Here is a 14,105-nt window from a genome sequence, read left to right on the forward strand (position 1 = left end):
AAGCCCTGTCCCTACTTTATTGTCAATCTTCCATATAATCCCAGCAACTCCCGCCAATAGCTTTTTTCTACCGCAGCCAGTTGCTCTTCTGTAACGCGCCATTGCCAGTTTCCTTCCCCGATAGACGGCCGGTTCATGATCGCACTTTCATCCAGATCCAACAGGTCCTGTAACGGAAAAATTGCCAGCTCTGCCACCGACATTAACGTTGCCTTAATCATTGCCAAACTGATATTCGAATCCGACAGGTTTTCATTCAAATATTGCGCGGCCCGTTTGCGGTCTTCCTCCTTTAATTCATTTTTCCACCAACCACGGGTCGTATTATTATCGTGGGTACCGGTGTAGCCGATCATGTTTGGGGTGTGATTGTGTAACGCAAAAACGCTGTTGGCAATGTCTGCCCCGAAGCCGTATTGCAACACTACCATGCCCGGCAAATGGAACCGGTCCCGGAGCTCGTAAACGCCCGGGCCAACTTCGCCCAGATCTTCGGCAATAAAAGGCATATCAGGGAATTTCTGCTGCAGTGTTTTGAAAAAATCATCGGCGGGGCCATCTTTCCATGTTCCGTTTACGGCGGTTATTTCACCGACAGGCACTTCCCAGTAATCATAAAAAGCCCGGAAATGATCGAGCCGTGCCACATCGAAAAGCGCTAAATTATGCGCCAATCGCTGGATCCACCAGTCATACTCATTACGTTTCAGGTTTTCCCAATCGTAGATCGGTGTGCCCCAAAGCTGGCCCGTTTCGCTGAAATAATCGGGCGGAACGCCGGACACGGAAATGGGTTTACCCGTGTGATCCAGTTTAAAAATTTCCGGCTTGGCCCAAACTTCGGCACTGTCGAAACTTACATAAAACGGTAGGTCTCCGAAGAAAAAAAGTCCGTGGTTATTGCCGTATTCCCGAAGCGCATTCCATTGTTTAAAAAACAGGAACTGAGTACATTTTACAAAGGCAATTTCATTGCTGTAATTTTCCTGAATTTCCGCTAAAGCAGCCGCATTTCTTTCCCGGAATTCCTGCGGCCAATCAAGCCAGCTTACTTTTTCATAACGTTCATGAAGCACCGTAAACAACGCAAAATCATCTAGCCAGAATTTATGATTTCCACAGAAATTCCGGTACGCTTCCTTTGCACTTTCCGGAAGATTCTGAAACGTTTCAAATGCCTTTTGCAGCAAGTTTTGCTTCAGAGAAAATGCCTCTTCGTAATTAACTTTTTCTTTTGGAAAAGCAGGTAAATTTTTAAGATCGTGTTCATGCAGCAAACCATCTTTCACCAGTAATTCCGGACTAATGAGCATGGTATTTCCAGCAAAAGCAGAGGTGCTGCTGTAAGGCGAAAAACCCATGCCACTTTCAACCGGATTAAGCGGAAGTAACTGCCAGTATTTAAAGCCACATTCTACTAAAAGATCCGCAAAACGGTAAGCTTCCGGACCAAGATCGCCGATTCCAAACGGGCCCGGCAAAGAGGTAATGTGTAAAATAACGCCACTGCTTCTCGGAGTTTTCATATGCTTTCAGAGGTTAAAAGTGCTATTGGAAACGAAGCAAAAACTTCTGCTAAAACCACTTCATTTCTTAAAGAAATTGCTTCGTTCGTAAAAATATTTTTCCAGTTTTCAGGAGCATGAACGGGCAGGTAAATGGTTGCGTGTTGCCAGGTTTTTTGACATAACGGAAAATGTTCTGCTTCGGTAAGATTTACCACATTTAAAGGGACCAGAACCAGGCACCAATGCTGCTCCAGTTTGCGGGCAAAAGCCAATACGTTCTCATTTTCGGAAGTTTGTAAAGGAATGTATTCGCCTTGCGTAAACAGGTTAGCATTTGCCTTCCTGAATTGTAAAGCCCGCCAGGTGGTGTACATTTTTATTTTACCGTTTGGCCAGTTTTGCATCATACTTTTTAAGGCATTTTCCCTACTGTTTTCCGGTAGCTGCGCGAGTTCCTGCAAATAGTTTTTCCGGAGTTCATAATCAATCGGTCGCCGGTTATCGGGGTCTACCATGCTCAGATCCCAGAGCTCGCAACCCTGGTAAATATCCGGAATACCAGGCGCGGTAATTTTAAGTAAGGTTTGCCCCAGGCTATACAACATGCCATAAAAAGAAAGTTGTTTTACGAATGGCAGAAAGCTGTTATTAAATTCGGTGTCATCGGCTAAAATATGCTCCAGAAAATTGAGCACTTCGTTTTCGTACGCTTCATTCGGTTCCGACCAATTGGAATACATTTTAGCTTCCCGAATGGCTTTGGTAAGGGCTGCATTTACGCGTTCCTTAAAATCATTTTCCGGTTTGCCATGCATGGGAAACGCTCCGAGCAAAGCTTGGTACAAATAGTAAATGCGGTTCTTAGAAGGGGCTTGCTGGTTGTTTATGGTTTGTAAGAATTGCTGGTTTACCGCTTGCCATTTTTGCAGTATTTCCGCCCATTTTTCCGGCATTTCTGAAAGTACATTCAGCCGCATACGGGCATCTTCGCCGCGCTTGGTGTCGTGGGTGGAAGTAGCGTTTTGGGCAAGCGGCCAGCTTTTCAGCCGTTCCAGCATTTCCTGATGAAAACGGTTAATGGTAATTCCAAAAATGGCTGGGTCGTCGCCCACTTCGTTATGTGAGATCAGGCGATTGTAATTATAAAAGGTAGTATCTTCTACACCTTTAGCCGCCAACGGACCCGTAAATTGCTGGCAACGCATTAAAAAATGCAACCGCTTTTCTGCCGAAACCGGCAAAGCCTGGATATCTTCCTGAAATAATTGATGAAAATAGGTAAGTTCTTTCTTTAAGTGCAAAGCAAATTTTTCGGCGCGGGCAAAGGCTTTTTCCAGAACATCCGCATCCTGCCCGGCAACCGGTAACTTATTGGTATAAAGGCGATACACCGGGAAAGCAGCCAATAAGATTTGTAATGCGGCTTTCAGTTGTTTTTCCGAATATCCGGGCGTAGCAGGCAAAAGTTCTGAGTCTCTGAAAAGGCTAAACAGGTTATCAATTTCTCCTTGCATGTGGTTTTCAAGCATGTACATTTTCTTCTCGAAAACCAATAATTCGTAATCAGAATCCTGTACGTCCGGCACCTGCTCAAAGTAGATCTCATTAAAGATATTTTCCTTTTTCGTGCTGGTAAATAATTGGTTTACAATAGCCAGAAAAAAGTAGCCGGTAGAGCCCTGAACCGGCCAGTTTTGCGGTAATTCTTCGCCCAGATCCAGGATCTTTTCCACGCTTATGTAGCACGTTTCACCAACCAGTTCGCGCAGCCTTTTCAAATACGTAACCGGGTCGGCCAAACCATCTATATGATCGATGCGCAACCCCTGAAAACTGCCTTTTTTGTACTGCTCCGCAATAAAAGCGTGATACTTCTGAAACACTTCCGAATCTTCCATGCGCAAACAGATCAGTTCGTTTATGGTAAAGAAACGGCGGTAATTTATTTCAGCATCAGACCGGCTCCAAAGGGTTAAACGGAAGTATTGTTTATCCAGAATTTCCTGCAACTGTTCCTGACTTTTATTCAGTATTTCCATACCGTTTTCAAGCCACTTTTTAAGTTCGGTTTTTCGCAGAAAGCTCAGTATTTCCTCTTTTTTTTCATGTAGCTTTTTAAGGTCCGTTTCGGTTTCAATTGATTTTAACAGCTCAAATAACCCGGCAGTTTTTGCTTCATTTTCGATAGCGTTTTTTGCAAGGTTTTTCAGGATCAGGGGCCAGGAAATAAGACTTGCAGGAAACTGATTTTCATAGAATTGGATCTTAAATCCATCTTCGCAGAAAACGAGTTTCAGGTCACCGTTGGCAATTGCTTCATCCGGGGTAGAACCTAAAAACGGGGCCATTACTTTCCCGGTAAGTTCCTCATTTTCATGATTCCAATTTATATCAAAGAAATTGTAATATTCTGAAGACGGTCCGTTCTCAAAAATGTCCATCAGCCACCCGTTATCCTGGTGAAAAGCCATGTGATTCGGCACAATATCCTGCAGCCAGTACATCTGGTTTTCTTTCAGGGTTTGCTGCAGTTTCTCGAAATCTTCCGGCGTTCCGATCTCAGAATTAAGCGTGTTTGCATCGGTAACGTCGTAGCCATGCGTGCTGCCGGGGCGGGCTTTAAAAACGGGCGAAGCATATACGGTATCTATTCCCAACATTTTTAAATAAGGAATTTGCGCGAGCAGATCCCGAAACGTAAAATCTTTGTGAAATTGAATGCGGTAGGTAGCAGCAGGAATGAACATGGTGAATGTTAATAGATTTAAGCGTTTCGGTATTATTGTTTCAGGCTTTGCACCCAGGAAAAAAAGTTATGATTTTACGTTCTGGATCCTGGTTTTTTAATTTGACTGATGGCTTTCGAAAATGATAAAACTTTGCGGCGGCAATTTTAATTTTTCCGTGGTTTTCAGGTTACTGTTTTTAGCTTCTTCCGCACCAAAATTGCTGATGAGCATGCTGTAATTTTCTGCATTTTCAAGCTTGATCTCGGTAGGTTTTTTTCCGAAATGATAATATGCCAGGGTAGTAATTTCGTTATTCCAGCGTTCTATTTTAAGGATATTCGTGGCTTCATCGGCTTCCGTTTTTAAGTTGTTTTTATCTGGTTGGGAAAATACCGGATGCGTTTTACGCAATTCGATCACGCGGCGGTAAAATTTGTGCAGTTCATTGGCTTCGCTTTGTTCATACTGCCAGGAAAGCATAGAATTTTTGAATGTAGTTTCACTTTGCGGATCAGGCACTTCGCCTGCCCATTTAAAGCTTTTGAATTCCTCTTTTCTGCCATTTCTTACAGCTTCCACCAGCTCTTTATCGGAGTGGCTTATGAAATACTGAAATGGATTTTTCTCGCCATATTCTTCGCCCATAAATAGCATCGGGATATATGGCGACAAAATATACGCCGCTGCCGCGAGTTTTAAGGCCGGAATTGATAGCGTTTCTGAGAGACGGTCGCCAAGCATGCGGTTGCCAACCTGGTCATGATTCTGAATGCAGACTACAAACTGTTTCGCCGGGTTTTCATCGGCATTATTTCCGTAACTTTTGTGGCGGTGCGGCGCATAATTTCCGTTAAAAACAAACGTATGTTTAAACGCTTTTTCCAGGTCTTTGAGCTTGCCAAAATCTACATAATAGCCCGCATTTTCGCCGGTAAGCAAAGTATGCAGCGCATGGTGAAAATCGTCGTTCCATTGCGCCTGCAAACCATAACCGCCTTTTTCTTTCGGATTGATCAGCCGCACATCGTTCAGATCAGATTCGGCAATGAGTAAAAATTCACGGCCAAGTTCCTGGCTTAATTTCGCAGTTTCATCCGCCAGTTCTTTCAAAAAATGATTGGCGCTGAAATCCATAATCGCATGAACGGCATCCAAACGCAACGCATCGATGTGATAATCGCGGAACCACATGAGCGCATTCTGAATAAAGAAATTCCGTACGCCGTCGGCATACGCATCGTCGAAATTCAGGGCACTGCCCCAGGGCGTTTTATATTTATCGGTGAAATAAGGGCCAAACTCGCGCAGGTAATTTCCTTCCGGACCAAGGTGATTATAAACCACATCCAGCACAACCGCGATTCCTTTTTCGTGGCAGGCATTTACCAGTTTTTTCAGACCATCGGGGCCGCCATAAGAATTCTGAACCGCAAACGGAAAAACACCGTCGTAACCCCAATTGCGTGCGCCAGGAAACTGCGCAACCGGCATAATTTCAATGGCATTAATACCGAGCTCCAGCAAGTAATCAAGTTTCGAAATAATACCCTCAAAATTCCTTTCCGAAGTAAACGTACCAGTGTGCAACTCATATACGATCAGCTTTTCCAACGGAATTCCCGGCCAGCTTGCGTCTGTCCAACTAAAAGCATTATGATCTACTAAAGCAGAAGCTTCGTGCACTCCATCGGGCTGAGACACGGATACCGGGTCGGGACGCAGCATATCGTTGTTCAGGTTTAAAAAATAACGCGTGTCCAGGGGAATATTTTCCAGCGTAGCCGACCAGTAGCCAAATTCCATTTTTTGCATCGGAATGGTTTGTTCCTCCAGGCCGGTAATTTGTAAAGCAATCGATTCTATTTCGGGCGCCCAGACTGTAAAAATGCACTTACCATCATTTTGAACCTGTGCACCAATTTTTTGAAGCATCGTCATTATAAAATCATTAATTTTTGAGCGTTATCTGCATGAATCTGTTCTTTTTTTCGGATTTTGAATGGCAGCTTTTGGGCTGGCACATTTAAAAACGGTATCCTTTTCAGGAGAAAAAGTAAAAACAACAACGACATGCATACCACCGAAAGCCTTTAAAAGTTGTAGGCGCCGGGAAATATTTTAAACGCTATTAAAAAGGAGAAACCAGGATTTTTTTAGAGAAATACAACCCAAAACGGCTTTATCGGTAAAAACCTTATTGTGCCTTAACGGGTAAGAATTTTAACTTTCAACAACGCATATCTTAATCTTCATGAAGCACCTCGAAGGAACCAAAAGAGTAGTTATTGATAATGTAAAACCGGAAATAAATGGCGGGCATTTTCCGATAAAACGGGTTGTAGGGGAGAAAGTAAAAGTTGAAGCAGATGTTTTTACGGATGGTCACGATTCCGTAAGAGCGGTGGTAATTTACCGGCAGGCCGGCAAAAAGAACTGGCAGGAAGTACCCATGGAATTTATTGGGAACGACCGCTGGCAGGGTGAATTTATTACCACCACCATGGGCCGTTACGAATATTCGATCATCGGTTGGGTAGATCATTTTAAAAGCTGGCAGCTGGCTATGCAAAAGAAATTCGATGCCGGTCAGGATCTTACTGTGGAGTTTAAAATAGGAGCGGAGCTGATAGAAGCGGCGGCGGCACACACCAAAGCGGGACAGGCTAAAAAAATGCTGAAATGGGCTGCTTCCCTGCGAAATCCGGTGAGCCAGTCGGCGGCAATTTCCCTGGCCGAAAGCAATGAGGTTTCAGAAGCCATGTATCAATTCGCGGACCGCAGCAACGCCAAACAATATTTCCGGATCTTAGCGGTAGAGGTAGAACGGAAAAAAGCACTATTCAGCGCCTGGTACGAATTTTTTCCGAGATCCACCGCCGAAGTGCCTGGCAAACACGGCACCTTTAAGGATGCCATAAATATTCTGCCGCGCATTGCCGAAATGGGTTTTGATGTAATTTATCTGCCGCCTATTCATCCTATTGGTATCAGTTTCCGGAAAGGATATAATAATACGTTAAATGCTGAACCAGGCATGCCGGGCGTTCCCTGGGCCATTGGCGGCTCGGAAGGCGGACACAAAGCCATTCATCCTGAACTGGGCACTTTAGAAGATTTCCGGGAATTTGTAAAAGCAGCTAACGACCTGGGAATGGAAATTGCGCTTGATTTTGCTATACAGTGTTCCCCCGATCATCCGTACGTAAAAGAGCACCCAGACTGGTTCAAATGGCGGCCCGACGGCACGGTGCAATACGCAGAAAACCCGCCGAAAAAATACCAGGATGTGCTGCCCGTTAATTTTGAAACCGAAGACTGGGAAAATCTTTGGCAGGAACTGAAAAGCATCGTTATCTATTGGATCAAGCAGGGCGTAACAATTTTCCGGGTCGATAATCCGCATACCAAGCCGTTTGTTTTCTGGGAATGGCTTATCAGTGAAGTGCGTAGAGCATACCCGGATACTATTTTCCTGGCGGAAGCTTTTACCCGGCCGCGCATTATGGAGCGTTTGGGCAAGATCGGCTTTAACCAGAGTTACACGTATTTTACCTGGCGGAACACGGCAGAAGAATTGCGCGAATACATGGAAGAACTTACCAAAACCGACCTGCGCGAATTTTACCGCCCGAATTTCTGGCCGAATACGCCCGATATTTTACCGGAACATTTGCAAACCGGTGGCGAACCCATGTTCATTACGCGCTTAATTATGGCTGCCACTATGTCAAGTAATTACGGTTTATACGGCCCGGTCTATGAATTTGGAATTAATACACCAATGGCACCGGGCAAAGAAGAATACCTCGATTCTGAAAAATACGAAGTGAAACACTGGGACTGGAACGCGCAAACCAAGATCCGCGACGTGATCACGAAGATCAACCAGATCCGGAAAGAAAATCCGGCGCTGCAAACTACATGGCACATTCATTTCGGAAATACCGATAACAGCAATTTGCTTTGCTACGGCAAGCTCGATGAAACCGGGCATAACCGCCTGATCATTGTTCTAAACCTCGATGCTTTCAACAAACAGAATGGCTGGGTGCAGGTACCGGTAAAAGAACTTTTCATCGACCCAAGCGAACCTTATCACGTACACGACCTGATCACCGGCCACACGTACACCTGGCGCAACGACTGGAATTACGTAGAACTGCACCCGGAAGCAATGCCGGTACACGTTTTCCGGGTGGAAGCGCCGGTTTTTAAACCCGAAAAAGAAGTAGCAGAAAATAAATCGGTGCATTAGCTGCAACCGGTTGCTTCGTAGAACGCGCTTCAGAAAACGGTATAATTTCAGGCTCAAAAACTAAAAAACGTTCACTTAAAACGGTATAGTTTTGAGCTTAAAAAGTGCTTCTGAAATAAAATGTAACGCAGGGCTTAAACTTTGCGCTACTGAAAAATACATACTCCAAAAAACTAAGAAAAAGCAACAATCCTCCTCATGGCGAACGAGCAAAACTTATCCGATGAAAATTTACGCTGGTATAAAGATGCCATTATTTACGAACTGCACATCAAAGCTTTCTCCGACAGCAATAAAGATGGGATCGGCGATTTTGAAGGCTTATTAAGCAAACTCGATTATCTCGAAAGTCTGGGCGTAACTGCCATCTGGCTGCTGCCTTTTTACCCTTCGCCGCTCCGCGATGATGGCTACGATATTGCCGATTATTACACCATCAATCCATCGTACGGCAACATCAACCAGTTCAAACGTTTTCTGAAAGAAGCGCACGCCCGGGGTTTAAAAGTAATTACTGAGCTAGTTATTAACCACACTTCCGATCAGCATCCGTGGTTCCAGCGCGCGCGCCATGCTGCTCCGGGTTCTGAAGAAAGAGATTATTACGTTTGGTCCGACGATCCGAATAAATACAACCAGGTGCGCATTATTTTCTGCGATACCGAATCTTCTAACTGGACCTGGGACCCGATTGCCAAACAATATTATTGGCACCGCTTTTTCTCGCACCAGCCCGACCTGAACTACGATAACCCGAAGGTGCAGGAAGAGGTTTTCAAAATGCTGGATTACTGGCTCGATATGGGCGTGGATGGTTTCCGTTTGGATGCCGTACCTTATTTATTCGAGCGCGAAGGAACCAACGGCGAAAACCTGCCCGAAACCCACGCGTTCCTGAAAAAACTGCGCAAGCATGTAGATACCAAATATCCGGGCCGTTTGTTTTTAGCCGAAGCGAATATGTGGCCGGAAGAATCGGCTTCCTATTTTGGCGATGGCGATGAATGCCACATGAATTACCATTTCCCGATCATGCCCCGCATGTTTATGAGCGTGAAAATGGAAGACCGTTACCCGTTGATCGATATTCTGGACCAGACGCCTGAAATTCCGGAAACCTGCCAGTGGGCCATGTTTTTGCGCAACCACGACGAACTTACCCTGGAAATGGTAACCGACGAAGAACGCGATTACATGTATAAAGTGTATACCAAAGATCCGCTGGCGCGCATTAATTTAGGCATCCGCCATCGTCTGGCGCCGCTGCTGGATAATAACCGCAGCAAAATAGAACTCATGAATATTCTGCTGTTTTCCATGCCTGGCACGCCGGTTATTTACTACGGCGATGAAATAGGCATGGGCGATAACTTTTACCTCGGCGACCGCGACGGTGTGCGTACTCCCATGCAATGGAGTCCCGATAGGAACGCTGGTTTTTCGCAGGCCAATCCGCAGCAATTATACCTGCCGGTAATTATAGATCCGGAATATAAATACGAAGCCGTAAACGTAGAGACCCAGGAAAAAAACCCGAATTCGCTGCTCTGGTGGATGAAACGGGTTATTGCTATGCGTAAACGGTTTAAAGCTTTTGGGCGCGGAAAAATAAAATTCCTGAGCCCGGAAAATACCAAAGTGCTGGCGTTTTTAAGAACCTACGAAGACGAAAATATCCTGGTGGTTTGCAATTTGTCTCGCTTTCCGCAGGCCGTAGAATTGCCGCTGGCAGAGTACGAAAATTATTCGCCGGTGGAAGTTTTCGGGCAGAACCATTTTCCAAAGATCAAATCCGATCATTACCTCATCACGCTGGCGCCTTATGGTTCTTACTGGTTCAATCTGAAGCCTGATGAAGCCTTTCAGGAAAAAGCTGCTTTACCGGAAGTTAATTTCGACAGCGTGACCAATATGGATCATCGGGTAGTGCAGGATCTGCAGGACCGCGTATTGCCGCAATACCTGATGAAGTGCCGGTGGTTTGGCGGAAAAGCCCGCATCATTCAGCGCATAGAAGTTACCGATTTTATTCCTATTCCGGTTAAAGGCGAAGAAACGGTGCTGCTGATCATGGAAGTTACCTACAACGAAGGGTTACCGGAGCTTTACCAACTGGCGCTATCTTTCGCCGCCGATAAGAAAGAAGAAACCCTGCGCACGCATTGCCCGCACAGCATTGTAGCCTCCGCCCAAATAGATGGTGCCAGCGGAGTTTTGTTCGATGCTGTTTACAGCGAAGCGTTCCGCCACACGGTTTTCAGCTTTATGGCCAAACGCAAAAAACTGACATTAAGCAATCAAACCGAACTGGTTTTTCAGGCCGTAAGGGGTACCGTTTTAAATCCGAACGAAGGCAAAGAGTACATTCATTCCAGAATTTTGGGCGCCGAGCAAAGCAACACGTCCATCGTTTACGACGATAAGTATTTCTTTAAATTCTATCGCAAACTCGACCGGGCCATTAACCAGGATCTGGAAATTACCCGTTTCCTGACCGAGCAGGCAGGATTCCCGAATGTACCAGCTTTTAAAGGTAGTCTGGAACTGCAAACGCAGGGCAAAACCGGCATTGTGCTGGGCATGATGCAGGAAATGATCCCGAATCAGGGTGACGCCTGGGCTTATATCGGGGAGTCGGTAAAACGTTATTTCGAGCGCGTGTCTTCAGTTGGTAAGAATATTCCGCACATGGTTACTTTAGGTTCGTTGGCTTCACCGGCGCCGTTCGAAGCAATTCCGGAAGAGCTGCAGAATATACTGGGTGGCGGTTATGTGGAGCGTATCAGTTTATTGGGAACCCGCACCGCCGAAATGCATTTAGCCCTGGCTTCGAATTATACCGATAAAGATTTCAGTCCTGAAGATTATTCCCTGCATTACCAGCGTTCGTTATTCTCGGGTTTAAAATCGCTGGTGCGGAGTAATTTCGATCTGCTGCGCAAACACCTGAAAGATCTGCCTGAAGATGTGCTACAGGAAGCTGAAGATGTGCTGGCCATGCGCGAAGAAATTCTGGAACGTTTCAAACGGATATTTTCCCGCAAAATAAACACCCTGAAAGTAAGAACGCACGGCGACTTCCACCTGGGCCAGGTTTTGTTCACGGGGAAAGATTTTATTATGCTCGATTTTGAAGGCGAACCGGCCCGTTCTTACAGCGAACGTCGCCTGAAACGTTCGCCGCTGCGCGACGTGGCCGGCATGATTCGTTCGTTCCATTATGCGGCTTACAATGCGCTGGTGCAAGATGCTTATCTGGCCAGGGAAAACAGCCAGGAAATGGAATACTGGGCCGAACAATGGTACCACTACGTAAGCGGTTTTTACATGGAAGCGTACCTCGATAAAATGCAGGATAAAAACATTCTGCCGGATAATACCGAAGATTTCGAGATCCTGATCCAGACGTTCCTGCTCGAAAAAGCGATCTATGAATTGGGCTATGAACTGAACAACCGTCCGGATTGGGTGATCATTCCGCTACGGGGCATTAAATCTATCATGAATTCTGAAAAGCATGGCTAAAAGAACAAAAAAAGCTGAAACGGCTACCGGACAAAATGCGGCGCAAGGGCTGGTTGAAAAAGTGCTGGATATAATTCTGGAAGATGCACCTTCCTTACATAAAACGCCGGATACACAGGCAGAAGAGCATTGTACGCGGTTCTCCGAGTTTGATATTCATTTATTCCGGGAAGGAAAGCATTACAAGCTTTATGATAAACTTGGTGCTCACCTCATGACTTTTAAAGGCCAGAAGGGTACCTATTTTGCCCTGTGGGCACCCAATGCCGAAGCAGTTTCCGTGATCGGGAATTTTAACCACTGGCGGCCGGGAGAATATAACCTGCAGCCCCGCTTCGATCATTCCGGCATCTGGGAAGGTTTCTTTCCGGGCATCGGGCACGGCGAACTTTACAAATACCACATCCGCTCGCACCACAATGGTTTTGAAGTAGCCAAAGCCGATCCGTTCGGTTATTTGTGCGAAGAGCCGCCGCGCACCGCTTCCATTGTCTGGGATATTCAGTACAGTTGGAACGATAAAAAGTGGCTGCAAAACCGTAGCAAATGCGCCGGGAAACCGCAACCATATTCTGTTTACGAAATGCACCTGGGCTCCTGGAAACGGGTACCGGAAGAAGGAAACCGCCACTTAACCTACCTGGAACTGGCGCGGGAATTACCCGAATATCTCCAGGAACTGGGCTTTACGCACGTAGAGTTTATGCCGGTTATGGAACATCCGTTCTATGGCTCGTGGGGGTATCAGGTTACGGGTTATTTTGCGCCAAGCAGCCGGTATGGTTCGCCGCAGGATTTTATGTATTTGATAAACGCGTTGCACGAAGCCGGCATTGGGGTAATTCTCGATTGGGTACCGTCGCATTTTCCTTCCGATGAGCATGGTTTGGTTTACTTCGATGGTACGCATTTATACGAACACGCCGACCCACGAAAAGGCTTTCACCCAGACTGGAAAAGCTACATCTTTAATTATGGTCGCAACGAGGTAAAATCTTTCCTGATAAGCAACGCGCTTTTCTGGATCGAGAAATACCACGCCGATGGTTTGCGGGTAGATGCTGTAGCTTCCATGCTTTACCTCGATTATTCGCGCAATCACGGCGAATGGATACCGAACGAACACGGCGGCCGCGAAAACTTGGAAGCCATTGCTTTTATCCGCGAATTCAACGACGCCATTCAGCAAGCTCATCCCGATGCTATTACCATTGCCGAAGAATCTACCGCTTTTCCGGGTGTTTCGCGCCCTGCTTATATTGGAGGATTAGGCTTTAATATGAAATGGATGATGGGCTGGATGCACGATACGCTGCATTACCTGGAAATGGAACCGATCTTCCGGCAATACCACCAGGGGCAGATCACGTTCAGCATTATTTATGCCTTTGCCGAAAATTTCATGCTGCCGCTTTCGCACGACGAAGTGGTTTATGGAAAAGGGGCGCTGGTGCGGAAAATGCCGGGCGACGAATGGCAGCAGTTTGCGAACCTGCGTATGCTTTACGGATACATGTATGGGCACCCCGGCGCAAAACTTTTATTCATGGGCGGCGAATTCGGGCAAACCAGCGAATGGGCGCACGAAAGCAGTTTGGAGTGGCATTTAACCCAATACCCGCTCCACAATGGAGTGCAGGTTTTGCTTCAGAAACTCAACCATATTTACAAGCATGAAAAAGCGCTGTATGAAAGAAGTTTTGAAGCCGAAGGTTTTGAATGGGTCGATTTTCATGATGCGGCTAACAGCGTGATCAGTTTTCTGCGGAAAGGCAAATCGGATAAAGAGCAGATCCTGATTGTTTGCAATTTCACGCCGGTGCCACGCGAAAATTACAGGATCGGCGTACCGAAAAAAGGTTGCTGGGACGAAATCTTCAACAGCGATGCAACCGAATATGGCGGAAGCGGCGTAATAAATGGCATCGATTTAAAGGCAGAAAATTTCCCGATGCATGGCCGTGATTTTTCACTTAGCTTAACGCTGCCTCCGCTCGGGGTTATTTACCTGAAATACCGGAAATAAAAACCCGACTTTTTGGATGCAAAATGATACCGTTTTCATAAATCCTCACGTTCTGTTTGGAT

Annotated in this window: 6 protein-coding genes; 3 read left to right on the forward strand and 3 right to left on the reverse strand. The window is 45.9% G+C overall.

Annotation, left to right across the window (positions count from 1 at the left end; all coding sequences use genetic code 11):
* Positions 1-11 precede the first annotated feature (11 nt).
* From malQ to treZ, 3 genes are all read right to left on the reverse strand, one after another.
* Positions 12-1,526, reverse strand: a complete 1,515-nt coding sequence (gene malQ, locus ACFPIB_RS06240) for a 4-alpha-glucanotransferase (protein WP_378016573.1) — start codon at positions 1,524-1,526, stop codon at positions 12-14.
* Positions 1,523-4,255, reverse strand: a complete 2,733-nt coding sequence (gene treY / locus ACFPIB_RS06245) for a malto-oligosyltrehalose synthase (protein ID WP_378016574.1) — start codon at positions 4,253-4,255, stop codon at positions 1,523-1,525. The genes malQ and treY overlap by 4 nt, the downstream gene beginning before the upstream one ends.
* A gap of 96 nt (positions 4,256-4,351) precedes the next feature.
* Complete coding sequence (gene treZ, locus ACFPIB_RS06250; protein ID WP_378016575.1) at positions 4,352-6,175, reverse strand: malto-oligosyltrehalose trehalohydrolase; 1,824 nt, start codon at positions 6,173-6,175, stop codon at positions 4,352-4,354.
* A 313-nt stretch (positions 6,176-6,488) separates the two neighbouring features.
* Between treZ and ACFPIB_RS06255 the strand changes: the two genes are divergently transcribed.
* The 3 genes from ACFPIB_RS06255 (at position 6,489) to glgB (ending at position 14,043) form a co-directional block, all read left to right on the forward strand.
* Positions 6,489-8,492, forward strand: a complete 2,004-nt coding sequence (locus ACFPIB_RS06255; protein ID WP_378016576.1) for an alpha-1,4-glucan--maltose-1-phosphate maltosyltransferase — start codon at positions 6,489-6,491, stop codon at positions 8,490-8,492.
* Positions 8,493-8,690: 198 nt separating this feature from the next.
* Positions 8,691-12,017: a maltose alpha-D-glucosyltransferase gene (treS, locus tag ACFPIB_RS06260; RefSeq protein WP_378016577.1), complete on the forward strand. Its 3,327-nt coding sequence runs from the start codon at positions 8,691-8,693 to the stop codon at positions 12,015-12,017.
* Positions 12,010-14,043, forward strand: a complete 2,034-nt coding sequence (glgB, locus tag ACFPIB_RS06265) for a 1,4-alpha-glucan branching protein GlgB (protein ID WP_378016578.1) — start codon at positions 12,010-12,012, stop codon at positions 14,041-14,043. The genes treS and glgB overlap by 8 nt, the downstream gene beginning before the upstream one ends.
* Positions 14,044-14,105 lie beyond the last annotated feature (62 nt).

It is taken from the genome of Adhaeribacter terreus, assembly GCF_042657365.1.
Taxonomy (GTDB): Bacteria; Bacteroidota; Bacteroidia; order Cytophagales; family Hymenobacteraceae; genus Adhaeribacter_A; species Adhaeribacter_A terreus.

What these genes read in the sequence shown, in the direction of transcription:
- malQ (WP_378016573.1), bottom strand. Translation starts at nt 1,526, where the DNA reads ATGAAAACTCCGAGAAGCAGTGGCGTTATTTTACACATTACCTCTTTG.
- treY (WP_378016574.1), bottom strand. Translation starts at nt 4,255, where the DNA reads ATGTTCATTCCTGCTGCTACCTACCGCATTCAATTTCACAAAGATTTT.
- treZ (WP_378016575.1), bottom strand. Translation starts at nt 6,175, where the DNA reads ATGACGATGCTTCAAAAAATTGGTGCACAGGTTCAAAATGATGGTAAG.
- ACFPIB_RS06255 (WP_378016576.1), top strand. Translation starts at nt 6,489, where the DNA reads ATGAAGCACCTCGAAGGAACCAAAAGAGTAGTTATTGATAATGTAAAA.
- treS (WP_378016577.1), top strand. Translation starts at nt 8,691, where the DNA reads ATGGCGAACGAGCAAAACTTATCCGATGAAAATTTACGCTGGTATAAA.
- glgB (WP_378016578.1), top strand. Translation starts at nt 12,010, where the DNA reads ATGGCTAAAAGAACAAAAAAAGCTGAAACGGCTACCGGACAAAATGCG.